Annotated in this window: 20 protein-coding genes and 4 pseudogenes; 14 read left to right on the plus strand and 10 right to left on the minus strand. The window is 71.6% G+C overall.

Features of this window, described 5'->3' with window-relative positions:
* Window positions 1-30: 30 nt before the first annotated feature.
* Both hydA and ACZ3OF_RS00735 read left to right on the plus strand, forming a co-directional pair.
* Window positions 31-1,434, plus strand: a complete 1,404-nt coding sequence (gene hydA, locus ACZ3OF_RS00730) for a dihydropyrimidinase (protein WP_467301874.1) — start codon at window positions 31-33, stop codon at window positions 1,432-1,434.
* A 57-nt stretch (window positions 1,435-1,491) separates the two neighbouring features.
* Window positions 1,492-2,508, plus strand: a complete 1,017-nt coding sequence (locus ACZ3OF_RS00735) for a TIGR03842 family LLM class F420-dependent oxidoreductase (RefSeq protein WP_361667098.1) — start codon at window positions 1,492-1,494, stop codon at window positions 2,506-2,508.
* 72 nt (window positions 2,509-2,580) lie between these two features.
* On the opposite strand, the gene ACZ3OF_RS00740 is transcribed toward ACZ3OF_RS00735, so the two are convergent.
* Complete coding sequence (locus tag ACZ3OF_RS00740; RefSeq protein WP_467301876.1) at window positions 2,581-4,254, minus strand: acyl-CoA dehydrogenase family protein; 1,674 nt, start codon at window positions 4,252-4,254, stop codon at window positions 2,581-2,583.
* A gap of 112 nt (window positions 4,255-4,366) precedes the next feature.
* On the minus strand, window positions 4,367-4,984 hold the full coding sequence (locus tag ACZ3OF_RS00745) for a TetR/AcrR family transcriptional regulator (protein ID WP_467301878.1): 618 nt from the start codon (window positions 4,982-4,984) through the stop codon (window positions 4,367-4,369).
* Window positions 4,985-5,120: 136 nt separating this feature from the next.
* On the opposite strand from ACZ3OF_RS00745, the gene ACZ3OF_RS00750 reads away from it, so the two are divergent.
* The 5 genes from ACZ3OF_RS00750 to ACZ3OF_RS00770 all read left to right on the plus strand — a co-directional run bounded on the left by ACZ3OF_RS00750 (window position 5,121) and on the right by ACZ3OF_RS00770 (window position 11,627).
* Window positions 5,121-5,726: a TetR/AcrR family transcriptional regulator gene (locus tag ACZ3OF_RS00750; RefSeq protein ID WP_361667095.1), complete on the plus strand. Its 606-nt coding sequence runs from the start codon at window positions 5,121-5,123 to the stop codon at window positions 5,724-5,726.
* 134 nt (window positions 5,727-5,860) lie between these two features.
* Complete coding sequence (locus ACZ3OF_RS00755; protein ID WP_361667094.1) at window positions 5,861-6,784, plus strand: TauD/TfdA dioxygenase family protein; 924 nt, start codon at window positions 5,861-5,863, stop codon at window positions 6,782-6,784.
* 113 nt (window positions 6,785-6,897) lie between these two features.
* Window positions 6,898-8,232, plus strand: coding sequence for an MFS transporter (locus tag ACZ3OF_RS00760; RefSeq protein WP_467301880.1), 1,335 nt, complete (start codon window positions 6,898-6,900; stop codon window positions 8,230-8,232).
* A 45-nt stretch (window positions 8,233-8,277) separates the two neighbouring features.
* Window positions 8,278-10,026 (plus strand): aldehyde dehydrogenase family protein, encoded by a 1,749-nt coding sequence (locus ACZ3OF_RS00765; protein WP_467301882.1) that lies wholly within the window; start codon window positions 8,278-8,280, stop codon window positions 10,024-10,026.
* Window positions 10,027-10,148: 122 nt separating this feature from the next.
* Window positions 10,149-11,627: a long-chain-fatty-acid--CoA ligase gene (locus tag ACZ3OF_RS00770; protein ID WP_467301884.1), complete on the plus strand. Its 1,479-nt coding sequence runs from the start codon at window positions 10,149-10,151 to the stop codon at window positions 11,625-11,627.
* A 72-nt stretch (window positions 11,628-11,699) separates the two neighbouring features.
* Here ACZ3OF_RS00770 and ACZ3OF_RS00775 read toward each other — a convergent pair whose 3' ends face one another.
* Together ACZ3OF_RS00775 and ACZ3OF_RS00780 are read right to left on the minus strand one after the other, a co-directional pair.
* Window positions 11,700-11,993: a hypothetical protein gene (locus tag ACZ3OF_RS00775; protein ID WP_467301886.1), complete on the minus strand. Its 294-nt coding sequence runs from the start codon at window positions 11,991-11,993 to the stop codon at window positions 11,700-11,702.
* 172 nt (window positions 11,994-12,165) lie between these two features.
* The gene (locus ACZ3OF_RS00780) at window positions 12,166-12,549 is read right to left on the minus strand and encodes a hypothetical protein (protein ID WP_361667088.1); all 384 of its coding nucleotides are present in this window, start codon (window positions 12,547-12,549) and stop codon (window positions 12,166-12,168) included.
* 170 nt (window positions 12,550-12,719) lie between these two features.
* Here ACZ3OF_RS00780 and ACZ3OF_RS00785 point away from each other — a divergent pair, with 170 nt between their 5' ends.
* Window positions 12,720-13,088 carry a helix-turn-helix transcriptional regulator gene (locus tag ACZ3OF_RS00785; RefSeq protein ID WP_361667086.1) on the plus strand — a complete coding sequence of 123 codons (369 nt, stop codon included), beginning with the start codon at window positions 12,720-12,722 and terminating at the stop codon, window positions 13,086-13,088.
* 269 nt (window positions 13,089-13,357) lie between these two features.
* On the opposite strand, the pseudogene ACZ3OF_RS00790 reads toward ACZ3OF_RS00785, so the two are convergent.
* Window positions 13,358-13,825 (minus strand): annotated as a pseudogene (locus ACZ3OF_RS00790) (SRPBCC family protein); the annotation flags it as partial.
* 107 nt (window positions 13,826-13,932) lie between these two features.
* Window positions 13,933-15,036 carry a carboxylate-amine ligase gene (locus ACZ3OF_RS00795; protein WP_467301889.1) on the minus strand — a complete coding sequence of 368 codons (1,104 nt, stop codon included), beginning with the start codon at window positions 15,034-15,036 and terminating at the stop codon, window positions 13,933-13,935.
* 192 nt (window positions 15,037-15,228) lie between these two features.
* Here ACZ3OF_RS00795 and ACZ3OF_RS00800 point away from each other — a divergent pair, with 192 nt between their 5' ends.
* From ACZ3OF_RS00800 to ACZ3OF_RS00815, 4 genes and pseudogenes are all read left to right on the plus strand, one after another.
* Window positions 15,229-15,765: a cysteine hydrolase family protein gene (locus tag ACZ3OF_RS00800; protein ID WP_361667084.1), complete on the plus strand. Its 537-nt coding sequence runs from the start codon at window positions 15,229-15,231 to the stop codon at window positions 15,763-15,765.
* 111 nt (window positions 15,766-15,876) lie between these two features.
* Entirely contained in the window at window positions 15,877-16,371 is a 495-nt protein-coding gene (locus ACZ3OF_RS00805; protein ID WP_361667082.1) for a flavin reductase family protein, read from the plus strand.
* A 104-nt stretch (window positions 16,372-16,475) separates the two neighbouring features.
* Window positions 16,476-17,120, plus strand: coding sequence for a hypothetical protein (locus ACZ3OF_RS00810; RefSeq protein WP_361667080.1), 645 nt, complete (start codon window positions 16,476-16,478; stop codon window positions 17,118-17,120).
* A 122-nt stretch (window positions 17,121-17,242) separates the two neighbouring features.
* Window positions 17,243-17,461, plus strand: a pseudogene (locus tag ACZ3OF_RS00815) (transposase); the annotation flags it as partial.
* Window positions 17,462-17,575: 114 nt separating this feature from the next.
* Here ACZ3OF_RS00815 and ACZ3OF_RS00820 read toward each other — a convergent pair.
* Window positions 17,576-18,661, minus strand: a complete 1,086-nt coding sequence (locus tag ACZ3OF_RS00820; protein WP_351868010.1) for a hypothetical protein — start codon at window positions 18,659-18,661, stop codon at window positions 17,576-17,578.
* A gap of 13 nt (window positions 18,662-18,674) precedes the next feature.
* Window positions 18,675-19,694 carry a hypothetical protein gene (locus ACZ3OF_RS00825; protein ID WP_351268275.1) on the minus strand — a complete coding sequence of 340 codons (1,020 nt, stop codon included), beginning with the start codon at window positions 19,692-19,694 and terminating at the stop codon, window positions 18,675-18,677.
* A 343-nt stretch (window positions 19,695-20,037) separates the two neighbouring features.
* Here ACZ3OF_RS00825 and ACZ3OF_RS00830 point away from each other — a divergent pair.
* Window positions 20,038-20,676: pseudogene (locus ACZ3OF_RS00830) on the plus strand (transposase); the annotation flags it as partial.
* Window positions 20,677-20,830: 154 nt separating this feature from the next.
* Window positions 20,831-21,268 carry a PH domain-containing protein gene (locus ACZ3OF_RS00835; protein ID WP_361667078.1) on the plus strand — a complete coding sequence of 146 codons (438 nt, stop codon included), beginning with the start codon at window positions 20,831-20,833 and terminating at the stop codon, window positions 21,266-21,268.
* A gap of 206 nt (window positions 21,269-21,474) precedes the next feature.
* On the opposite strand, the gene ACZ3OF_RS00840 is transcribed toward ACZ3OF_RS00835, so the two are convergent.
* Both ACZ3OF_RS00840 and ACZ3OF_RS00845 read right to left on the minus strand, forming a co-directional pair.
* A complete protein-coding gene (locus ACZ3OF_RS00840; protein WP_361667077.1) occupies window positions 21,475-21,597 on the minus strand; it encodes a hypothetical protein in 123 nt (40 codons plus the stop codon).
* An 80-nt stretch (window positions 21,598-21,677) separates the two neighbouring features.
* Window positions 21,678-21,734: pseudogene (locus ACZ3OF_RS00845) on the minus strand (DUF6221 family protein); the annotation flags it as partial.
* Between the last annotated feature and the right edge of the window lie 116 nt (window positions 21,735-21,850).

Here is a 21,850-nt window from a genome sequence, read left to right on the forward strand (position 1 = left end):
TTCACCGTATCCAGCCAGGGGGACACACCCGTGAGCACCCGAACCCTCATCCGCGGCGGCCTCGTCGTCACCGCCGCCGACGAGATCCACGCAGACGTCCTGATCGAGGACGGCCGGATCGCCGCGCTCGCCGCGCACGGATCCGACGCGGCCGCCGGCTGGACCGCCGACCGCACCATCGACGCCACCGACCGCTACGTCATCCCGGGCGGCGTCGACGCGCACACCCACATGGAGCTGCCCTTCGGCGGCACCTTCGCCTCCGACACCTTCGAGACCGGCACCCGGGCCGCCGCCTGGGGCGGCACGACCACCATCGTCGACTTCGCCGTGCAGAGCGTCGGCCGCTCCCTGCGCGAAGGGCTCGACGCGTGGTACGCCAAGGCCGACGGGCAGTGTGCCATCGACTACGGCTTCCACATGATCATGTCGGACGTGAACGAGTCGACGCTCAAGGAGATGGACCGGCTCGTCCAGGAAGGCGTCAGCTCGTTCAAGCTGTTCATGGCGTACCCGGGGGTCTTCTACTCGGACGACGGGCAGATCCTGCGCGCGATGCAGCGCGCCGCCGACGACGGCGGGCTCATCATGATGCACGCCGAGAACGGCATCGCGATCGACGTCCTGGTCGAACAGGCCCTGGCCCGCGGCGAGACCGACCCCCGCTACCACGGCGAGGTCCGCAAGGTCCTCCTGGAGGCCGAGGCCACCCACCGGGCGATCCAGCTCGCCCGGGTCGCCGGGGCGCCGCTGTACGTCGTCCATGTCTCGGCGGAGGAGGCGGTCGCGGAGCTGGCGGCGGCCCGGGACAAGGGGCTGCCGGTCTTCGGCGAGACCTGCCCCCAGTACCTCTTCCTCTCCACCGACAACCTCGCCGAACCGGACTTCGAGGGCGCCAAGTACGTCTGCTCGACGCCGCTGCGGCCGAAGGAGCACCAGGCGGCCCTGTGGCGGGGGCTGCGCACGAATGACCTCCAGGTGGTCTCCACCGACCACTGCCCCTTCTGCTTCGTCGGCCAGAAGGATCTGGGCCGAGGGGACTTCTCGAAGATCCCCAACGGCCTCCCGGGCGTGGAGAACCGCATGGACCTGCTCCACCAGGCCGTCGTCGACGGGCACATCAGCCGCCGTCGCTGGATCGAGATCGCCTGCGCCACGCCGGCCCGGATGTTCGGCCTGTACCCGCAGAAGGGCACCATCGCCCCGGGCGCGGACGCCGACATCGTGATCTACGACCCGCACACCGTCCAGACGCTGTCGGCGGAGACCCACCACATGAACGTCGACTACTCGGCGTACGAGGGCAAGACGGTCACCGGCCAGGTCGAGACCGTCCTCTCGCGCGGCGAACTGGTCATCGACCAGCGGAAGTTCACCGGCCGTGCCGGGCACGGCGCCTTCACCCCGCGATCCACCTGCCAGTACCTGAACTAGCGATCACCCGGACCGGCGATCACCTGAACCGGTCAGTACCTGAACGAGGAGAACGACGTGGACTTCGGACTCGTCCTGCAGACCGACCCGCCCGGCTCCGAGGTCGTCGGCCTGATGCGGCGGGCGGAGCGCAACGGCTTCCGTTACGGCTGGACCTTCGACTCCGCCGTGCTCTGGCAGGAGCCGTTCGTCATCTACAGCCGCATCCTGGAGCACACGACGAAGCTGCACGTCGGCCCGATGGTCACCAACCCGGGCACACGGACCTGGGAGGTGACCGCCTCCACCTTCGCCACCCTCAACGAGATGTACGGCAACCGCACCGTCTGCGGGATCGGCCGCGGCGACTCGGCGATGCGCGTCGCCGGACGCAAGCCGAACACCCTGGCCCGGCTCGGCGAGGCCATCGACGTCATCCGCAACCTCGCCGAGGGCCGTGAGGCGGTCGTGGACGGCAACCCGATCCGGATCCCCTGGGTACGGAACGGGAAACTGCCGGTCTGGATGGCCGCGTACGGCCCGAAGGCGCTGGCGCTCGCCGGGCAGAAGGCGGACGGCTTCATCCTCCAGCTCGCCGACGAGTTCCTCACGGAGTGGATGGTCAAGGCGGTCCGGAAGGCGGCCGAGGACGCCGGCCGCGACCCGGACGCACTGACGATCTGCGTCGCCGCGCCCGCGTACGTCACCACCGACGACTCGCCCGGGGCCCTGGCCCACGCGCGCGACCAGTGCCGCTGGTTCGGCGGCATGGTCGGCAACCACGTCGCCGACCTGGTCGCCAAGTACGGCGAGCACTCCGGCATGGTTCCGGACGCGCTCACCGCGTACATCAAGGACCGGCACGGCTACGACTACAGCCACCACGGCCGCGCCGGAAACCCCTCCACGGACTTCGTCCCGGACGAGATCGTCGACCGCTTCTGCCTCCTGGGCCCGGCCGGGGCCCACATCGAGAAACTGAGGAGGCTCCGGGAGCTGGGCGTCGACCAGTTCGCCGTCTACAACATGCACGACGCACGGGAGCGGACCATCGACGTGTACGGCTCCGACATCATCCCGGTCCTCAACCCCTGACCGGCGGACCGGCGCGGGTGCGGCCGACGGCCTGCGAGGGCCGCACCCCTCTCGCGCCCCGAACCCTGCGGGTCACCCCAGTCCGGCCGGGAGCCGTTCGAGGACGGCGGCGACGTCCGTGCCCGTGGGCAGGGTGCCGAAGGCCAGGCCCCGGTCGCCGGCCAGCCTGGAGGCGCAGAAGGCGTCCGCCACCGGTGCGGGGGCGTGCCGTACGAGCAGGGAGCCCTGCAGGACCAGAGCCAGACGCTCCACCAGCCGCCGGGCGCGGAACTCGGCGTCCTCGGGCCGTGCCAGCTCGCCCAGCACCTCCCGCCACGCCGCGTCCAGTCGGGTGTCCGCACCCGCCGCCGACTCCACCTCCGCGCGGAAGGCCTCCAGGGACTCCGGTTCACGGAACATCGCGCGCAGCACGTCGAGGGCGTTGACGTTGCCCGAGCCCTCCCAGATGCCGTTGAGCGGGGCCTCCCGGTACAGCCGGGGCATGCCGGACGCCTCGTCGTAGCCGTTGCCGCCCAGGCACTCCAGGGCCTCGGCGACCGCCGCCGGCTGACGCTTGCACACCCAGTACTTGCCGACCGCCGTCGCCAGGCGGAGGAACGCCCGCTCGCCGGCGTCGCCGCGATGGGCGCGGTCGGTCGCGCCCGCGACCCGCAGGGCGAGCGTGGTGGCGGCCTCCGACTCCAGGGCCAGGTCCGCGAGTACGTTGCGCATCAGCGGCTGGTCGATGAGTTCGGCGCCGAACACCGAGCGGTGACGGGCGTGGTGGGCGGCCTGGGCGAGGGCCGCGCGTGTACCCGAGGCGGAGCCGAGGATGCAGTCCAGGCGGGTCATGGTGACCATGTCGATGATGGTCCGCACGCCCTTGCCCTCGGCACCCACGAGCCAGGCCACGGTGTCGTCGAACTCGGGCTCGCTGCTGGCGTTGGAGCGGTTGCCGAGCTTGTCCTTCAGCCGCTGGATGCGGAAGGTGTTGCGGCTGCCGTCGGGCAGTACGCGCGGGACGAGGAAGCAGGACAGGCCGCCCGGGGCCTGGGCGAGGACGAGGAAGAGGTCGTTCATCGGGGCGCTGGTGAACCACTTGTGCCCGCGCAGCCGCCAGCTGCCGTCGGCCGCCGGTACGGCCGTGGTGGTGTTGGCGCGGACGTCGGTACCGCCCTGCTTCTCGGTCATGCCCATCCCGGCGAGGAGCCCGCGCTTGGCGCCGGGTGCCTTCAGCCCCGGGTCGTACACCCGGCTGGTCAGCAGCGGCTCGTACTCCTTGGCCAGCTCGGGGGCGTTGCGCAGCGCCGGCACCACGGCGTACGTCATCGACACCGGACAGCCGTGTCCCGCCTCGGCGGAGCTCCACACCATGAAGCCCGCCGCACGCGCCACATGGACGCCGGGCCTCTCGTCCGCCCAGGGCGCGCCGGCCAGACCCTCGCCGAGCGCGACGTCCATCAGGGAGTGGTACGAGGGGTGGAAGTCGACCTCGTCGACGCGGTGGCCGTAGCGGTCGTGGGTACGCAGCACGGGCTCGTGGCGGTTGGCCTCCTCGGCCCAGCGCTGGACCTCCTCGCTGCCGGTGCGGCGGCCGATCCGGTGCAGGTCGTCGAGGTACCACTCTGCGCCCTCACGGCGTACCCCCTCCAGCAGCACCGGGTCCTCGGCGACGTCGTGGCCGACGAGCGGCGGAGTCTGGTTGGTCACCTCGTGGGTGCGGGCGGTGGGGTTGCTGGCCGGCCGGGTGTCCTCGGTGGTGGTCATGGGCGGGTCCTCCGGAGTCGTGGGGATGAGCGGGCGCGGGCCGTGATCCGATGGAAGGGCGGTGCCGGTACGGCCGGGGGAAAGGGCGGTGGGGCGGTGCCGGGACGGCCGGTCAGTCCGCCGGGGCTCGATCGGCGCCCAGGCAGCGCAGCGACATCGCGGTGAGTTCGGCGATCAGCTCCTCGGCGGAGCTCCCGCCGGGTGCGCCGAGCGGGTCCACCAGGACCTCGCCGACGGCCCCGGTCAGGGCGGCGGCGGTGACCTGCGCGTCCTGGGGCGGCAGCAGGCCCGCGGCCACCCCCTCGCTCACGGCCTCGGCGAACAGCGTCCGGTACCGCCGCCGGAACTCCAGGCGCTCGGCACCGACAGCGGGCTCGGCGGGCGCGGCCAGCAGGGCGTAGGCCAGGCCGCGGCGTTCGAATGAGCGCCGGGCGAATACCTCGACGCCGTGGGTGAGCCGCTCGACAGGGTCGCCCGGGCCGCGCAGCACCTCGCCGAGCACCTCGACCTCACGGCCCGAGGCGCGCCGGAAGACCTCGACGGCCAGCGCGGCCTTCGACGGAAAGTGCTGGTACACCGAGCCGGCCGCGATGCCGGCCGCGGCGGCGACGGCGCTCACCGAAGCCTGCGCCCAGCCCACCTCGGCCACCACGTCGGTGGCGTGCTGGACCAGGTGCTCTCGTGCGTCCCGGAGCCGCGCCAGCTCGGCCGGCGTCTTGCGGTAGGCCATGGAAGCAGTGAATCACCGTTCAGACCTTCACGCCAGAGGCGGGGGCGTCGGGGCCGGCGCGGCCCGGGGGGCAGGACCGGCGCCGGCCCGTGCGGCCGATGTGGGGGTGGCCGCCGTCGCCCCGTAGGGTCGGGGCATGGTCGACGAGCAGGCGGGGCGGGGCAACGGGCGTGGTCCCGGGCGGCCGCGCGAGGAGCGGGTCACGCGCGCGGTCCTGGACGCCGTGGTCGCGCTGGTGGCCGAGCAGGGCATGGGTGCGGTCACCATGGACGCCGTGGCCACCCGGGCCGGGGTCAGCAAACCGTCGATGTACCGGCGTTGGTCCACCAAGCAGGATCTCGTCATCGCCGCCGCCGAGTCGAGGGTCGGTCCGCTGACCGTTCCGGACATGGGGGCCTTCCGCGCCGAGCTGCGGGCCGTCCTCATGGCGCGCCTGGAGGCGTACCGGCAGCCGGGGATCGACAGGCTGCTGGCGGGGGTGATGGCGGCCGCGGCCGACCCGGGCTCCGAGCGTGGCCCGTACAGGGAGTACACCGCCCGCGTCACGGGGGAGATGCGGCACATCGTCGAGCGCGGAATGGCGCGTGGCGAACTGCGGCCCGGGATCGACGTGGACGCGGCGGTGACGCTGGTGGCCGCCTCGCTGGTCTTCCGGATGGTCGCCGAGCAGCGGATGCCCGACGAGCGGCTGGTCGACTCCGTGGTCGACCTCATCGGCCGCGCCGTCGGCGCCCCGAACTGACGGGCCCTCCCGCCGGCTTCCCCGGTCGGATATTCGTTACTGGCAGTTTTGAATTTCTGGTCACAGACTCTTGCCAGGGCGTCCCCGAATATCGATACTCCCGGTAACGATTCTTCGAGCCGTTCGGAGGGACCATGGACACCACCGTTGCCGACCCCAAGCCCGTCCTCGACAAGCCCCTGATGCACTACGGGGTACGCGTTCTCGACCGCACATCGCCGGGGACCCCGGAGACCCGGTACGAGCTCCTCGACATCACTCCGCTCACCCCGCACTTCGGCGCCGTGCTCGGCGGCGTCGACCTCACCCTGGCGATCGGGGACGACCTCGCCGAGGAGCTGCGGCAGGCGCTCCTGGAGTGGAAGGTCGTCTTCTTCCGCGGCCAGACCGGCTTCACGGCCGAGCACCAGCTCGCGCTGGCCGGTGTCTGGGGGCCGCCCGAGCCCAACCCGTTCTTCCCCGGCACCGAGCGCGTCGGGGTCTCCCGGCTCGCCAAGGACGCCAAGGCCCAGGGCAACAAGAACATCTGGCACAGCGACCACTCCTTCATGGTCAACCCGGCCCTCGGCTCGGTGCTCCGCGCCGTCGAGGTGCCCGCCGCGGGCGGCGACACCATGTGGGCGGACATGGGTGCCGCCTACGACAACCTCTCGGACGAGCTGAAGGAGCGGATCGAGGGCCTCACCGCGGTCCACGACTGGGAGCCCAGCTGGGGCGCGCTGATGAACGACGCGCAGAAGGCGGCCTTCCGGAAGAACTGGCCGCAGGTCGAGCACCCGGTCGCCGTGCGCCACCCGCGCAGCGGTCGCAGGACGCTCTACGTCAACGAACCCTTCACCACGCGCATCGTCGGCCTGTCGGACGCCGAGAGCCGCGAGCTGGTCGACGAGCTGGTGCTCCAGGCCCGCATCCCCGAGTACCAGATCCGCTTCCACTGGGAGGCGGACTCGATCGCCGTCTGGGACAACATCGCCACCCAGCACTACGCGATCAACGACTACTACCCGCGGCGGCGGGTCATGGAGCGCGTCGCGATCGAGGGCGTTCCCCTTTCCTGACGCGGCATCCCCGACGCCTCCGCATTCCTGCCCCCCCTTCACCGTTCCCCTCCCCGCCCTCCCCGCCCTCCCCGCCCGGCAACGACGCCGGCCGCACCCACTCCGGAGGATCCGTGACCGCCGCTGACACCGCATCGAGGCCGCTCGGTGATCCCACGTCGGCAGGCCGCGGCACCAGGTCCCGCGCCTGGACCGTCACCGGCCTGCTCGTCGTCTTCATGATGATCAACTTTGCGGACAAGTCCGTGCTGGGTCTGGCGGCCGACGAGATCCGCGCCGATCTGCACCTCAGCGCGACCGAGTTCGGGCTCGCCAACAGCGCCTTCTTCCTGCTCTTCTCGGTCGCCGCTGTCGTGGTCGGTATGTTCGCCGACAAGGTGCGGCCCACCACGGTGATCCTGGTCATGGCCCTGCTCTGGTCCGTGGCTCAGGTACCGCCCGCCATCGGCGGCGGACTCGCCGTGCTGGTGGGCTCCCGGATCGTGCTCGGCGCCGCCGAGGGTCCGGCCTTCCCGGTCGCCCAGCACACCGCGTTCAGCTGGTTCCCCGACCATCTGCGCAATCTGCCCGGCGCCCTGGTCACGCTCGGGATCACCCTCGGCGTGATCACCGCTGCCCCGGGTCTCACCTGGGTCATCGACAACCACCACTGGCGCACCGCGCTGTGGGTGCTCGCCGCCATCGGTCTGGTGTGGGCGGCGGTCTGGCACTTCTTCGGCGGGACCGGAACGTACCGGACGGCCGACGCCCCACGCGCCCGAGGCGATGTGGCCACGGCCCGTACCGACACCCCCGCCCCCGCCGCGGCCGGGGAGCGGGTTCCGTACCGGCGCATCTTCGCCACCCCCACCTGGCTCGCCGTCACCGCTGCCTACTTCACGTGCTACTGGGCCGTGGCGCTGATGCTGGTGTGGCTGCCGTCGTACCTGCGTAACGGACTCGGCTACTCCTCGTCCGAAGCGGGCCGCCTCGTGGTCCTGCCGTGGGTGATGGGCGCGGTCGTCCTGCTTGCGCAGGCCGGCATCACCGGATGGCTGATGCGGCGCGGCGTCAGCACCCGGTGGGCGCGCGGTGGTGTCGGTGGCGCTGCCCTCGCTCTCGGCGCGCTCGCCTGCCTCGGCGTGCCCCTCGTGGACGGTACCGGCGCCAAGACCGCGCTCCTGGCCGTCGGAATGGGACTCGGCGGTTCGTACGCCGCCGTCGCGGCCACCACCGTCTCCGAACTGGCCCCTCCGGCCCGGGCCGGAGGCGCGCTCGGCGTCATGAACGCCGTGGTCACCACGGCGGGCCTCGCCGCGCCGGCCATCGTCGGTGTGATGGTCGACCGGCAGGGCCCGGACGGCTATCAGAACGCCGTGATCATGACCGGCGCGATGCTCCTCGTCGGGGGGCTGCTCTCCGCCACGCTCGTCCACCCGGCCCGCGACCGGTCCCGGCTCCGCGCCTGATCCGTCGTCCTCGTACCCCGTCGCCGACCAGGAGTTGACATCACCATGACCCCTGCCCCCGTTCCCACCACCCCCACGCCCGCCCCGGACCTCGACACCTCACCGCTGGACCGCGCTGTCGCCGATCTGCGCGCGGGCGCCGAGACCTGGGCGGCCACGCCGATCGCCGAGCGGATCGGCCTGCTGGAACGCATGCTGCCGCGGATCGCCTCGCGCGCCGCGGAGATGGTCGCGGACGCCGCCGTGGCCAAGGGCCTCGCGCCCGGCTCCCCGTGGACCGCCGAGGACTGGATCGGCGCCCCCTGGGCCCTTGCCCAGGGAGTGAGCGCCCAACTGCACGTCCTGCGCCGGCTCGCCGCGGGCAAGCCACCCGTCGACCCGGGCGCCGTGCGCGAGCGCGACGGCCGCGCCGTCGTGGACGTCTTCCCCGCCACCGGCTGGGACGCGCTGCTGCAGAACGGGACCACGGCACAGGTGTGGACGACACCCGGCACCACGGCGCGCCAGGTCATCGACCGGGCCGCCGGGGAGTACCGCGGACGCGCCGGCCGCCCCGCCGTCGCGCTGGTTCTCGGCGCCGGGAACGTCGCGGCCATCACCCCGCTCGACATCCTGTACAAGCTCTACGCCGAGGGGCAGACCGTCATCGCCAAGATGAACCCGGTCAACGACTACCTCCGCCCGCACTTCGAGCACGTGTTCAGCGAGTTCGTCGACCGCGGCTGGGTGCGCTTCGCCGACGGAGGAGCCGACGTGGGCGGCCATCTCGCCCGCCACGAGCACGTCGACGCCATCCATGTCACCGGCAGCGAGAGGACGCACGACGCGATCGTGTGGGGTACGGACGAGCGGGCCGCCGAGCGGCGCCGTACCGACACGCCCCTGAACGACAAGCCCTTCAGCAGCGAACTGGGCGGTGTCACCCCGTGCATCGTGGCGCCGGGCGCGCCGGGCGACTGGAGCGCCGCCGACTTCCGGTACCAGGCCGAGCACATCGTCACCAGCAAGATGAACAACTCCGGCCACAACTGCGTCGCCAGCCAGATCCTGATCCTGCCCCGCGACTGGGACGGCAGCGACCGGCTGCTCGACGAGATCCGCCGGGTGCTGCGCGAACTGCCGCCCCGCGCCGACTACTACCCGGGCGTGGACGACAGGCTCGGCGCGGTCCTCGCCGCCCATCCGGAAGCCGAGGTGCTCGGTGACGGCGGCGGCCGGGTCCTCGTCCCCGATCTCACCGGCGCAGACGACATGCTGCTCACCGACGAGGTCTTCGGCAGCGCGCTCGGCGTCGTCCGGCTTCCGGGGGCGGACGCGGACGCGTTCCTCCGCGAGGCCGTGAACTTCGCCAACGACAGGCTGCCCGGCACGCTGGGCGCCACGCTCATCGTCCACCCCAAGACCGAGCGCGCCCACCGCGCCGCCGTGGACTCGGCGGTCGAGGGGCTGCGCTACGGCACCGTCGGCGTCAACGCCTGGTGCGCCCTCGGCTTCCTGCTGGGCTACACGCCCTGGGGCGCGTACCCCGGCCACACACGGCAGGACATCGGCAGCGGCATCGGGTTCGTGCACAACGCGTATCTGCTGGAGGACATCGAGAAGACGGTGCTCCGCTCACCGTTCGCCCCCGCCCCGCGCGGCCTGTTCACCGGCTCGCCGTCCCTGTCGCCGCGGCCTCCGTACTTCGTGACCAACCGCACCGCCCTGACGACCGTCGAGAGGCTGGCCCGCTTCACCACGGCACCCTCCGCCGCCAGGCTTCCCGCCCTTCTCGCCTCCGCCCTGCGCGGCTGACCCGCCGCGCCTCCGCCTGCGCGGCTGACCCGCCGCGCCCTCCCCGGCACGGCGAGCACGCCCGTCCGCCGGCAACGCCCGCCCGCCCCGACCGTCCTCCGGACCTCACCGAAAGCCGTCCCATGAACCTCGCCGAGAGCCTGTCCCGCACCGCCGTCGAACACGCCCACCGCACCGCCGTCGAGCTGGGCGACACCGCCCTCACGTACACCGAACTCGACACCCTGACCGGTCGCGTCGCCGCCCTGCTCACCCACCGCGGCGTCGCCCCCGGCGACCGCGTGGGCGTGATGCTGCCCAACGGCCTCGACTTCCCCGCCCTCTACTACGGCATCCTGCGGGCCGGCGCCGTCGCCGTCCCCATGAACCCGCTGCTGAAGTCCCGCGAGGTCGCCCACTACCTGAGCGACTCCGGCGCGGTCCTGCTGTTCGCCCACGAGGTGTGTGCCGCCGAGGCGGTACGGGGAGCGGAGGGCACCGCGACGACCGTCGTCCCGCTCGCCGCGGGCACCCTCACCGAACTGCTCGCCGAGCATCCGGAGCCGGCCGCCCCGCACCCCCGCGCGGACGACGACACCGCCGTACTGCTCTACACCTCGGGTACCACCGGCTCCCCGAAGGGCGCCGAACTCACCCACGCCAACCTGCTGCGCAACGCCGAGATCTCCGCGCGCTCGCTGATCCGCCTCACTCCCGAGGACGTGATTCTGGGCTGCCTGCCGCTGTTCCACACCTTCGGCCAGACCTGCGCGATGAACATCGCCTTCATGGTGGGCGCCCGGCTGACCCTGATGGCCCGCTTCGACCCGGCCGACGCGCTGCGGACCGTCCAGGAGCGGGGCGTCACCGTCTTCGCCGGAGTGCCCACGATGTACGCCGCGCTGCTCGCCGCCCGTACCGCGCAGCCCGAGGCGTACGACACCGCCACCCTGCGGCTCTGCCTGTCCGGTGGCGCGTCCCTGCCCGTCGAGGTCATGCTCGGTTTCGAGAAGGCCTTCGACGTGCCCGTCCTGGAAGGTTTCGGGATGTCCGAGACCTCGCCCGTCGCCTGCTTCAACCACCTGGACCGCCCGCGCAAGCCGGGTTCGGTGGGCACCCCGATCGAGGGTGTCGAGCTGCGCCTGATCGACGTGCGCGACGGCGTCGGCGAGCTGTGCGTGCGCGGCCACAACGTGATGAAGGGCTACCTCGGGCGGCCGGAGGCCACGGCGGAGGCGCTCCAGGACGGCTGGCTGCGCACCGGCGACCTCGCACGCGTCGACACGGACGGCTACTACTACATCGTCGACCGGAAGAAGGACCTGATCATCCGCGGTGGGTTCAACGTCTATCCGCGCGAGGTGGAGGAGGTGCTGTACGAGCACCCCGCCGTGGCCGAGGCGGCGGTGGTCGGCCTGCCCCACGCGACCCTCGGCGAGGAGGTCGCGGCCGCGGTCGCGACCCGGCCCGGGGTGGAGGTGACGGCCGACGAGCTGCGCCAGTTCGTCCGGGAGCGGGTGGCGGCGTACAAGTACCCGCGGGAGATCAAGCTGGTGGAGGCGCTGCCGAAGGGGGCCACCGGCAAGATCCTGAAGCGGGAGATCACCTTCGGCGCGGAGTGACGGACGCGCACCGTCGAGCAGGCCCTCCCCGGCCCGGCGCGCCTCGACGTCGGCACCGCCAGGCCCCTGGCATCAGGCGGCGGCGCCCGAGGGGGCGGGGCCCGGGTCGGGCGTGGCCGGCCGGGTGGGGCCGACGACGGTGAGGGGGATGCCCAGGTGCTCGCACAGCCGCCGGGCCCGTGTGAGCGCGCTCAGCGAGGCCGCTGACGGGTTCGCGGTGGGCAGCTGTACGCGTACGTGTCGCGGGCGGTGGGCGTGGAGGAGCGCCTCGGTCTCCAGGGAGGCCGCCGCCCTGCTGCTGACATCGAGGTCGCGCAGAAACGTCACGTGCAGGACGCCGTCCTCGATGGCGTGGGTGATCAGCATGACGGTCTCCTTCTGTGCCGGCGTCCCTGCCGGACGGGACGTTCCATGCCCAACGGGGCGGCTCGGCATAGGCCACCGCATAGGCCACCAACGAGCCATTGTCCGAGGAAGTGGGGCTTCCCGCACGCCGCCGAGTCGGCGCGGTGTCCGGACCACCGCACCAGGTCGCGGGTCAGGCGGCTCCGCGGTGGCGTTTCGCGGAGCGCGGGGCGTGGGGGAGGTGCGTGATCCAGAGGGCTCCGGCTTCGAGCTGTTTCAGGTCGAGTCCGGTCTCCTGGCTGAGGTCGGCCATGCTGATGCCGTGATGGTGCCGTCCCATGGTGCGGGAGATCTTCGCGAACCAGAGTTCCGCGTCGTGGTACGGGCGTTCCCCCAGCTCCTTCTCGAGGAGCGCGAGGTGCTCGACGCTGCAGGCCAGCAAGGGGCGCTGGCCGTCGTGCAAGGGGTCGTCGGGGTCGACGTACGACGAGTCGGGTGCGCGCCCTGCGTGCGGGCGTGGGCCGATCGGGCATCCGCACACCCCGCACGGGGCGTCGTGGCGGGTGTCGGAGGTCATCGTGCACCTCCAGCAGGGTCGCGGGCGGCGGGTGCCGCCCCGGGGCCGGTCGGATTTCCGTGGGGCGCTCCCACCCGTAATGGTGCGCGCCTCTCCGACATACGTCAAGGAATGCACGAAAATCAGGACGTATAGTGAATGATCCGCGGTCAGGTGGGCAGAGGAATGTCATGGCAGATGGCGCACGCCACCACCCGAGCTGGACGTTTCTGACCAATCACGCTCGGGTGCTCCTGATGCTCTCCCGCGATCCGGGGATCCGGCTGAGAGATGTCGCCGCCGAGTGCGGGGTGACGGAGAGAACCGTGCAGGCGATCGTCGCCGATCTGGAGGCGGACGCGTACGTCACTCGCACCCGGGCGTCGGACGGCCGTCGCAACCGCTACGAGATCAACCCCAAGGCCCGGTTCCGCCACCCTGCCGAAGCGGGGCACGAGATCGCCGGCCTCCTCGCCCTGCTGGCCGCCCCCGCCGACTCCGGACCGCCGCTGCGCGAGCCGTCGGGAGAGCCCCACGACAGCACAGCCCCTGACGAGTGACGAGCACTGCCCCGCGACGTGATGGCCGCCGACCCCGCGACATGGGTGGCCGCCGACCCCGCGGGGTCGGCGGCCACCGATGCGCTGTCGAGGCGAGCGGGTCGCCCGCGAGGTCAGCCGTGCCGCATGTCGTCCGGGTCCACCGGCATCCGGCCGGGCCCCGGCGTCGGAGGCTTGTCCGCGTAGCCCTGGGGAGGCGGTGCCCCCTCGTCGGTCATGCGTGCCTCGCCCATGGCCGTGGCACCGCTCGCAGCGGCCCGCCCCGTCATGGCGTCGCTCTCCGCGGGGGTGATCCGGCCGCGCCAGCCGCCGGTCTCCCGGCCGCGATCCTCGATGAAGCCCTTGAACCGCTTCAGGTCACCCTTCACCCGCCGGTCGAGCACGCCCAGCGCGTCGCCGGCCTTCTCCGTCATGCCTTCGGGCTGGAAGTCCATGGCCAGACTGACGCGGGTGTGCGAGGGGTCGATCTGCTGGAAGGTGACGACACCCTTCTGCCGTACGTCGCCACTCACCGTGCGCCAGGAGATCCGCTCGTCGGGCAACTGGTCGACGATCTCGGTGTCGAACTCCCGCTGGACACCTGCCACCTTCGTCCTCCAGTGGCAGTGCTGATCGTCCAGCTGTCGTACGGTCTCCACCCCCTCCATGAAGCTGGGGAACTCCTCGAACTGCGTCCACTGGTTGTAGACATGGCGCAGCGGGACATCGACTTCGATGGATTCCTTCACCATGCTCACGGGTCTCCTCCTTCACTGCTCCGACCGGACATCTCCGGCCAACCGGTCGGCTGCCCGTCCTGCGGGTCTTCAACCCCCGTCGTGCGAAGGAGCCTCGGTGATCCGTGTCAGGGAGCTGCGGTCATCGCCGCGAGCGCGTCGACGACGTCTTCGAGGCTGCCCCGCTGCCGAAGGATCTCCCGCTGGCGGGCCGCGCCGTTCCCGCCCGTACGGAGCCGTCGCCAGAGGTTCTCGACCAGCGCCATGTCTCCCGTCGGCTCCAGTCCTGGTGCCGCCCGCTCGACGAGGCGTTCCACGAGCCGTTCGGCGGGCTGCTCGGCGCCGCTCTCGGGGTCGAGACCGACACCCGTGATGCCCTGTGCCGCGGCGAGACGATGGGCCAGGAGCAGGCGGCTCGACGGGGCGTTCGGCGGCGGGGCGTGGGACTCCGCCTCGGGCAGCAGGGCGGCGGCCAGGCCCCGTACGAGAGCCGCCAGCAGCACCACGACGTCGAGGTCGGCGTTGGCGTCCGCGATCCGGACCTCCAGCGTCGGTACGTGCTCGGAGGGCCGGGCGTGCCAGTAGACCATCCGGTCGTCGAGGATCACCCCGGCCCCGATCAGCCCGCCGACGACCTCGCGATAGCGCCGTTCGTCGAGGACGGGTGGCGGGCCGACCGTCGGCCAGCGTGCGTGCTCGACCGCGCGCCAGCTGTCGAACCCGGTGTCCTTGCGCAGCGAGAAGGGGGAGTTGGCGGCGAGGGACTGCAGGACCGGCAGCCAGGGCCGCATGTGGTTGGCCAGCCTCAGCGCCTGATCCCGGCGCAGCGACCCGACGTGAACATGGCAGCCACAGACGAGGCCGGTGTAGGACGTGTTCCGGGGCGGGGCGTAGCGGCGGGCCATCAGCCGGTATCGGTGGGTGTCGGTCACCGTCAGCGGTTCGACGGGCGGCAACGCCGGAGTCCCGGCGGCGACCAGGAGGCAGCCCGACGCCTCGGCGGCCGCACTCACCACGCGCCGCAGCCGGGCGAGTTGCTCGCGCACGTCCTCGCTGCGCGTCGCGGGGTGGGTACAGATCTCGACCTGGGCGTCGTAGTACTCCGTCTGGACCAGTTCGCCGAGCGCGGGCTTCACCGCCCGGATCACGGCGGGCGCCCGGTTGACCGGAGCCCGGCTGTCGCGATCCACCAGCATGAATTCCTCTTCGACGCCAAGCGTCAGGCTCTTCATCACCTACCCCCTAGCGTCGCGACGGCGTGGCGCCAAGGGCGAGCCGTCCGCACCGGAAAGCCGTCGCACACCGCGCGGCTGCCCTGAAATTCCCCAAGGATGCGCCCGCCCGGCCGCGGACACTGCGCCACTCGGCCCACCGCCCGGCATCGCCGCGCCGTCAGAGGCCAGGGCGTCTGCGAGGTTGGGGGCATGACGAAGACCGCCCTGGTCGTGGTCGACATGCTCAACACGTACGAGCACGCCGATGCCGATCTGCTTCTGCCGTCCGTGACCGAGATCGTCCCCGTCGTCGTGGACCTGGTGCGGCGCGCGCGCGAGCGCGGCACCCCCGTGATCTACGCGAACGACAACTTCGGCCAGTGGCGGTCGCACCACGGAGAGATCCTCGACACCGCTCTCTCGGGCCGGCGCCCCGACCTCGTCGAACCGCTCAAGCCCGACGAGGACTCACTGTTCGTGGTCAAGGCCCGCCACTCGGTGTTCTACGAGACACCGCTCGCCTACCTGCTCGGCACACTCGGCGTCGACCATCTCGTCCTCTGCGGCCAGGTGACCGAACAGTGCATCCTCTACTCGGCCCTGGACGCCCACATCCGGCACCTGGCGGTGGCGGTGGCCGAGGACGCCGTCGCCCATATCCACGAGGACCTCGCCCGGGCGGCGCTTCGGATGATGGAGCGGAACATGTCGGCGCGGGTGCGTCGCGCGGCGGACATCGAGTTCTGACGTCATGGATATGTTCCCCCGTTCGGGGAAGCCGCCGTGCCGGACCGGCACGGACGCTCTCGCGCTGCCGGCCACCGAGCCCGACGGCCCACACGACACGGGGAGTCGAACGTGACCGACCTGGACGCCTTCACCGACCTGCTCGACTACCCCATGTACGTCGTGACGACCACGGCGCCGGACGGCGAGCGAGCCGGATGCCTCGTCGGGTTCGCCTCCCCGTGCTCCATCCACCCGCCCCGCTTCATGGCCTGGCTGTCCCGGGAGAACCACACCTACCGGGTCGCCTGCCGCAGCACGTACCTGGCCGTTCACGTCCTGGGCCGCGAACACCGGGAGACGGCAAGGCTGTTCGGCGAGGAGACCGGAGACCGCGTCGACAAGTTCACCCGCGCCTCCTGCACGCCGTCCGAGTACGCCGGGGTTCCCGTCCTCGCCGACTGCCTCGCCTGGTTCGTCGGCCGGGTGGAGGCGCGTCTGGAAGGCGGAGACCACGTCGGCTTCCTCCTCGCGCCCGTCTCCGAGAGCCCTCCGCCCGGGGACCCGGGGGCGGGCGTGATCCGTCTGAGCGACGTACTGGACTTCTCTCCCGGCCATCCGGCCTGAGGGCCAGCTTCGGCATGATGTCCTCCGTGAGGAACAGTGCAGACCTGCATCCTGCCCGGATAGCGGGTTACGACGGTGGTCCCCTCTCGTACCAGGCCGGGCTCTTGGACGAGCCGCTCTTCTGGCTGGGGCACCTCTACTCGTGTCTCCAGAGCGAGGAGGCCGAGGAACTGCTGTTCGGCGCGGACTTTGACGCGGCTGGCGACTTCCAGCGGCAGCTCTGGGAGCGGGCCGAGTGGCCGGCGTTCACGGTTCCGCTCGCTGCTGATCACCGTCTTCACGTGGTCTACCGGACTGTCGCGGACGACACCGGAACCGACTACCTCCTCCACCACCCCGGCTGGGGCCAGGCCGAGGTCCTCGCCCGGGATGACGGGCACTTCATGGGTCCGGGCCTGTCCTGGCCTGAACTCGTGGCAGCTGCGGACAACATGCTGCCCGGCGGCAGCACCACCGATCCCCACTCCCGTCTGTTGCTCCTGCTGCCTGCGTTCGGCGATGATGCAGTACCCGACGACGCTGTTGGCCGCCTGGCGGGTGCGCTACGCGCCCGCACGAGCGTGGAGGACCCCGAGACCCTCGCCTCTGCTCTCCTGGAGGATCAAGGAGCCCCCGGCCCCGCGCGCTGGACGGCAGCCGGGCACGGATTCTCCGTGAACGATGGGGAGTACTCCTTCCGCAACCCCACCAACCTCTTCGCTTTGTCAGCCGATCGCTTGGCTCAGGTGGCCACCGCGCTGGCGCCTTAGCCTCGCGCTTTCACGAGGTGGGGTGTCCGAGGCTTGATCAAATAAGCAGAGAGCGCTCCTGACCTGCAACGATGGGACTTGTCGAGGGTCCTGTTGGCTGCATGGGAAGAAGCACTCTCCAGGTGAAGAAGCGTATCGGGTCGTACCCGCGTGTCCGCATCGAGGGCGGCGGCCGGGCGGTGGTCTCGTAGGCAGGGGAAGTGCTGCTGGTCGAGACCGTCCGCAAGGTCGGCCTGGACACCGCGATATCAGCAGCGCTCACGCCGTGGCGGAAGGCTCGGGCGGTGCACGATCCGGGCAAGATCCTGCTGGACGTGGCCCTGGCGGTCGCATTGGGCGGGCACGCTCGTCGACCTGGTCGCCGCCGACTCGATGCCGTGCCCGGCCAGCGTCGCGCTCTACCGGACGGGCCCGGGACGCGTCGCGCGCCCGGGCCCGTCCCGTATCGGTGCAGGTCAGCGGACCTGGACGGATGCGACCAGAGTGTTTAGGTCCGGCCAGAGCTTCTTGTTCGTCTCCGGCAGTACGACCCACAGCACCGAGGGGCGGACCCGCCCGGTGTCGACCACGAGGACCGCGTTCAGGTCCATCGTGGACGGCACCCCGCGTTTGTGGAAGTGGATCTCGCTGACCAGCAGCCAGGCGTCATGTCCGTCGACCTTCAGCGGCTGCGAAGCGACGTCGACCAGGATCGCCTGGTCGCGGGGGTACTCGTAGCGCCGCCGCTCGTCCATCACCGCGCCCGCCACGCCCCGCAGCTCCCCGGTGCCGCCGGCCGCGGCCATGATGTCCTCGTCGACCTGCGTGGACTTCACGAGTGCGCGCTGGCGCCCCTCCTGCTTGCGGGTGAAGCCGTCGAAGACCGGATCCAGCGTCTTGCTCCGGTCCCACGTGCCGCCCAGCTCCGCGTACTCCAGGGAGGAGTCCGTGACGGTGCCGATGACCGGCGAGCCCTCGCCCGGGTAGTCCGGCACCTTGACGGTCCCGGTGAGCCGCCGCTCCTCGGGCAGCGGGGAGGCGCCGGGGGTGAGAGTGGGCACGGGGATGCCCCGCTGCGGGGCGTCCGCGGTGCTGCCCGCGCAGGTGGCGGACGAGGAGTCCGGTGTGCTGTGCGCCTGCTGGACCACCTTGCCGCCGACCAGCACGGTGCACGTGAGAGTGCCCCCTTCCTGGTCCTCGCGGCTTCTGACGTCCAGATAGAAGTCGGCGCCCGCCGCCAGCTCGACGGTCTTGCGGTACGGCAGGATGACGACCCCGTGGGGCTCGTGGTTGCCGTTCGCCTCCCCGACGGTGAGGTTCACCGAGGGGTGGTCGCCCGTCGCGATGTAGGTGACCTCGACCCGCCGGGATTCCTTGTCCGGGGATGCCCCGTCGTCGCTCGGGTCGCCGACGGCCAGGGCCAGGCCCACCGCGCCGAGCGTGACCACCTCGAAGAGGATCACCAGGGCGCCGACCAGGTAGAACCCGCCCGGGATCCGGTCGAAGGTCTTCTTGCCGCGGCCGGAGTGGAACTCGCGTCTCGGCTGGGATGTCTGCGTCATGTCGTCCTCCCCCTCACGCCCGGCCGCTGTCGCCGGACCGGCGGTCGGCCGGCTCGTCGGCGAACCGCGTGGCCAGCAGCCCCGCCTCCCGCGCCTCGTCCAGCATCCGGTGCAGGTCCTGGAGCCGGGACCGGTCGGCGAGCCCCTCGATCTCGGCGACGGCCAGCTCGTCCCGCACCGTGTTCACCACCAGCTCGTGCATGTCCTCGCCGAGTTGCTCCAGCTCTCGTACGGCCTCCCACTCGCGGTATGCCGCGTCCGCCGCGCGGGTGTTCTCGGCGTACCGCTCCAGCGCCTCCACCCGCTCCTCCAGCGCGCTCGACGACAGCCGCAGCGCCTGCCGCTGAGTCCGCAGCACCTCCTCCACCCGCGAGCCGGAGGCGTCCCCGGCAGCGGTGCGCACCTTCCGCGCCAGCCGGGTCAGCTCGGCCAGGCGCTGGGCGATCTCGTACTGTTGGGCCGGCAGTGTCACGTCGTTGGCGATGTCGTCCAGCAGCCCGTCCCGGTCGACCTGCGACTGGAGTACCGCCGTCACGGCGGCCTGGGCGCGCTCCATCCGGCGCAGCGGCGAGTGGCCCAGCAGCTCGCGCAGGGAGTCGTCGCCGAAGTCCTCGGCCAGGTAGTAGCGGCCGTGGCGCAGCCGGGCCACCCGCTGCCGCTCGTCTGTCCCGCAGCCGAGGACGACGATCAGCAGCCAGGCCAGCAGGTGCACGCCCACGACGGTCAGGATGAACGCCTCGAACCCGAACTGGACCCCGACCCAGATCAGCCCCGCCTGCGCCGCGAGCCCGACGGCCAGGCCGGGCCACACGCCGATCAGCGCCCACAGGATCGTCACCGGCAGTAGCGCGCACACCGCGGAGACCCCCAGGGCCGTCCAGATGTCCGCCTTGGTACGGCCGCCCAGCCCCGGCTCCTCGGGCAGCGGCAGCGTGGCTGGGAAGAGTCCGTCGGCGGACTTCTCCAGCAGCGCGCGCTCCGCGTCCTCGAGGGCCGGATCCACCACCGGCCGCAGCGCAATGTCCTGCGCCATTCAGCAACACCCCCCACAGGTTGGGGAGATCGTGACACACGCCGGAGGGGCTGCCCAGGCCACCCCTGTTCCCGGCCGCCGACTGAGACGGCGCGAACCCGAAGACAAACTGTCTTCCACCCTTGGCCTGATGCCGCTGAGGCCGACGGGGTGCGACGCGCGGCCAGAGGCGCCCCTGTCCGGTAGCCGGCGCCCCCAGTCCTGCGCCCGGTGACCCCTGTCCGGGCGCTGGCAATTGCCACTTCACACGCTTCTGTGCATTCCCTTGAATGTAACTGGCGCGTGCACCACGCTAGCCTCGCGTTTTCATGAAGCGGGCTGCCCGACGGGTGGGCAGGTAAGTCCAGGCAAGGTCCTCCTGGACGTGGCCCTCGCGGTCGCGCTGGGCGGGGACTGCCTCGAGGATGTCGGGACGCTGCGGGCCGAGCACGGCGTGTTCGGGCCGGTGGCCTCCGACCCCACGGTCTCCCGGCTCGTCGACGCCCTCGCCGCAGCCGGGCCGAAGGCCCTGTCCGCGATCAGGACCGCTCGGGCCGGCGTGCGCGAGCACGTGTGGAAGCTGGCCGGCACTGCGGCGCCGGATGCCGCGGGGCAGGTGATCGTGGACCTGGACGGGGTGCTCGTGCTGGCTCACTCCGAGAAGCATGACGCCACCGCGACCTGGAAGAAGACCTTCGGACACCATCCTCTGATGGCCTTCGTCGACCACGGAAGCGGCGGGAGCGGGGAGCCGGTGGCCGCCCTGCTCAGGCCGGGCAACGCGGGCAGCGACACCGCCACCGACCACATCACCACCACCCAACTCGCCCTGGCCCAAATGCCGAAGAAGTACCGGCGCGGACGCCGGACCCTGATCCGCACCGACTCCGGAGGCGGAACCCACGAGTTCGTCGCCTGGCTCGCCCAGCGCGGCCGGTGGCTGTCGTACTCGGTCGGCATGACCATCACCGAGCAGATCGACCAGGCCGTCCTCAAGGTTCCCGATCACCGGGCTGAGCCCGCGCTGTGGCCGAGCAGTCGAAGTAACGTCTCGGAGCCACGCGTCGCCGGCCGTGAGGTCCTGGGTGTCGGTCTCCGGCGGGACGAGGCGCAGCGACTGGGCGGAGGCCGAGGGGGCTGCAGCCATGAGGGCCCGTTTGTCGGAGGCCGTCGACATGCTCGCGGGCGGGAACTACAGCAACGGGGCCGGGCTGCTGGCCTTGACGAACCTGCGCCTGATCTTCTTCAAGCACGGGTTCATGTCGCAGAAGCTGGAGGACTTCCCCCTCGGCAACATCTCTTCCGTGCAGTGGTCGGCGGGACTTCTGATGGGCACCCTGTCCGTGTTCGCGTCGGGCAACAAGGCGGACATCAAGCAGGTTGCGAAGCCTCATGGAGAGGCGCTGTCGTCGAGGCTGCGGATGCTGATCGCGACGGCGAAGGCGCCTGAGGCTTCGCCTGCTCCGGTCCCGGCGCAGGCGGGCGCGCCCGATGTGGCATCACGGCTTGCGACGCTGGATCAGCTGCGGGCTGCGGGGGCAATCACGGATGAGGAGTACCGGGATCGGCGTGCGGCGATCCTGGCGTCTATTTGAGGATGGCGAAGGCCCCGACCAGGTCTGGTGGTCGGGGCCTTCGTGGTGTTCGAGCGGGGTACTCTCCCGCTCCTGGACCGGGACTCGCCCGTCCGGACCGGGCATGTGCGGCCCGGCCCTCCAGCCCATTGGTTCCGGGCACGCCGGAGACGCCCCCCTGATGGGGCAGACTCCGGGGTTCTGTGACTAAGTGCAGAATCGGGGTGTCAGGAGACCTTGCCGCGGACCTCTTCGCCGAACAGGCCGTCGGTGTAGGTCACGTACGTCGCGCTGAAATCGCCCTCACCCGTGATGACGCCCGTGGTGCGTTCGCCGGGGGAGAGATCCATCGTGTCGATCTGCCGCTTGTCCTCGGCAAGCTGCGCCTTGTACTTCGAGCGCTACCCGGCGCGAGGCTCCTCTGTGGCAGTCAGGGACGCCACTTGGGGCGGTAGTCGGGGTGATCGGCGTGCACCAGGGCGACGTGGGCGAGGTCGGCACGTCCACCGCCGCGTTCTTCATCCCAGCCCTGGCCGCCGTCGTCGCAGCGGGCTCATCCCCTTCCTGAAGCCGCTCGCCGACTACGGCTGGGCCGTGGGCCTG

This window comes from Streptomyces sp. NPDC022552 (assembly GCF_055561875.1).

What these genes read in the sequence shown, in the direction of transcription:
- ACZ3OF_RS00745 (WP_467301878.1), bottom strand. Translation starts at nt 4,984, where the DNA reads ATGGCCTACCGCAAGACGCCGGCCGAGCTGGCGCGGCTCCGGGACGCA.
- ACZ3OF_RS00840 (WP_361667077.1), bottom strand. Translation starts at nt 21,597, where the DNA reads ATGGATCTCTCCCCCGGCGAACGCACCACGGGCGTCATCACGGGTGAG.
- ACZ3OF_RS00770 (WP_467301884.1), top strand. Translation starts at nt 10,149, where the DNA reads ATGAACCTCGCCGAGAGCCTGTCCCGCACCGCCGTCGAACACGCCCAC.
- ACZ3OF_RS00765 (WP_467301882.1), top strand. Translation starts at nt 8,278, where the DNA reads ATGACCCCTGCCCCCGTTCCCACCACCCCCACGCCCGCCCCGGACCTC.
- ACZ3OF_RS00775 (WP_467301886.1), bottom strand. Translation starts at nt 11,993, where the DNA reads ATGCTGATCACCCACGCCATCGAGGACGGCGTCCTGCACGTGACGTTT.
- ACZ3OF_RS00800 (WP_361667084.1), top strand. Translation starts at nt 15,229, where the DNA reads ATGACGAAGACCGCCCTGGTCGTGGTCGACATGCTCAACACGTACGAG.
- ACZ3OF_RS00750 (WP_361667095.1), top strand. Translation starts at nt 5,121, where the DNA reads ATGGTCGACGAGCAGGCGGGGCGGGGCAACGGGCGTGGTCCCGGGCGG.
- ACZ3OF_RS00785 (WP_361667086.1), top strand. Translation starts at nt 12,720, where the DNA reads ATGGCAGATGGCGCACGCCACCACCCGAGCTGGACGTTTCTGACCAAT.
- ACZ3OF_RS00825 (WP_351268275.1), bottom strand. Translation starts at nt 19,694, where the DNA reads ATGGCGCAGGACATTGCGCTGCGGCCGGTGGTGGATCCGGCCCTCGAG.
- ACZ3OF_RS00795 (WP_467301889.1), bottom strand. Translation starts at nt 15,036, where the DNA reads ATGAAGAGCCTGACGCTTGGCGTCGAAGAGGAATTCATGCTGGTGGAT.
- ACZ3OF_RS00740 (WP_467301876.1), bottom strand. Translation starts at nt 4,254, where the DNA reads ATGACCACCACCGAGGACACCCGGCCGGCCAGCAACCCCACCGCCCGC.
- ACZ3OF_RS00780 (WP_361667088.1), bottom strand. Translation starts at nt 12,549, where the DNA reads ATGACCTCCGACACCCGCCACGACGCCCCGTGCGGGGTGTGCGGATGC.
- ACZ3OF_RS00820 (WP_351868010.1), bottom strand. Translation starts at nt 18,661, where the DNA reads ATGACGCAGACATCCCAGCCGAGACGCGAGTTCCACTCCGGCCGCGGC.
- ACZ3OF_RS00755 (WP_361667094.1), top strand. Translation starts at nt 5,861, where the DNA reads ATGGACACCACCGTTGCCGACCCCAAGCCCGTCCTCGACAAGCCCCTG.